Origin of the sequence: Micrococcus sp. APC 4021, assembly GCF_030407635.1 — a bacterium.
GTDB classification, from domain to species: domain Bacteria; phylum Actinomycetota; class Actinomycetes; order Actinomycetales; family Micrococcaceae; genus Micrococcus; species Micrococcus luteus.
Window position 1 is genome coordinate 1 of sequence record NZ_JASDCZ010000217.1, and the last position, 1,311, is coordinate 1,311.

2 protein-coding genes are annotated in these 1,311 nt (G+C 73.4%); both read left to right on the forward strand.

Annotated features, from left to right (window positions below):
• Positions 1–686, forward strand: a 686-nt coding sequence (locus QL983_RS11255) for a nitrite/sulfite reductase (RefSeq protein ID WP_290153055.1), incomplete at its 5' end; no start/stop codon positions are given.
• A partial coding sequence (locus tag QL983_RS11260) for a phosphoadenylyl-sulfate reductase (RefSeq protein WP_290153057.1) occupies positions 683–1,311 on the forward strand: 629 nt, incomplete at its 3' end. The genes QL983_RS11255 and QL983_RS11260, both read left to right, overlap by 4 nt.

Below are 1,311 nucleotides of genomic sequence, written 5' to 3' on the forward strand. Positions count from 1 at the left end.
TGGGGGTCCACGAGCAGAAGGACGGCCGCTTCTACATCGGCGCCGCTCCCGTCGTCGGCCGCTCCAGCGGCACCACCCTCACCGCCCTCGCGGACCTGCTCGAGGCCCACGGCTCCACGCGGCTGCGCACCACCCCCCACCAGAAGATCGTGGTGCTGGACGTGGAGCGGGACCGGGTGGACGCCGTCGTGGCCGGCTTGAAGGAGCTGGGACTGGACCCGGAGCCGTCCGTATTCCGCCGCTCCACCATCGCCTGCACGGGCCTGGAGTTCTGCAAGCTCGCCATCGTGGACACGAAGGACACCGCCACCGCCGCGATCGCCCAGCTCGAGGAGCGCCTGGCCGACCTCGCCGACCGCCTCCCCGAGCGGCTGAGCCTGCATGTGAACGGCTGCCCCAACTCCTGCGCCCGCATCCAGACCGCGGACATCGGCCTGAAGGGCCAGCTGCTCCCGGACGACGACGGCGGCCAGACGCCCGGCTTCCAGGTTCACCTGGGCGGCGGGCTGGCCTCCGTGGACCGCGCCGAGGCCGGCCTCGGACGCAGCGTCCGCGGCTTGAAGGTCCGCGCGGACGGGCTGGTCGACTACGTCGAGCGCGTCGTCCGCCGGTACGACGAGCAGCGTGAGCCGGGCGAGACCTTCGCCCGGTGGGCGCACCGAGTCGACGAGGAGGCCCTCCGATGAGCACCGTTCCCCCCACCCGTCCGACCGAGGACCTCGAGCGCCTGCAGGCGCTCGCGGAGTCCGGCGCCGCCGAGCTCGGCTGGGACGCCCCCGCCGAGGCGGTGGTCGACTGGGCCGCCCGCCATGTGGACCTCCGCCGGGCGGCCGTGGCCTGCTCCATGGCCGACGCCGTCCTGCCGCACCTGGTGGCGCAGCGGATGCCCGGCGTGGACGTCCTCTTCCTGGACACCGGCTACCACTTCACCGAGACGCTCGCGACGCGCGACGAGGTGGCCCGCCGCCTCGCCGTCACCGTGGTGGACGTGCTCCCGGAGCTGACCGTGGCCGAGCAGGACGAGCGCCACGGCAAGGACCTGTTCGCCCGCGACCCGGGGCTGTGCTGCGCGATGCGCAAGGTCGAGCCCCTCAACCGGGCGCTGGCCGGATACGACCTGTGGTTCACCGGCGTCCGCCGGGACGAGGCGCCGACGCGCACGAACACCCCGCTGGTGGGCTGGGACGAGGCCCACGGCATGGTCAAGGTCAACCCCGTCGCCCCGTGGAGCTTCGACGACCTGGTCGGCTACGCCACGGACCACGACGTGCCCGTGAACCTGCTCCTGCAGAACGGCTACCCCTCGATCGG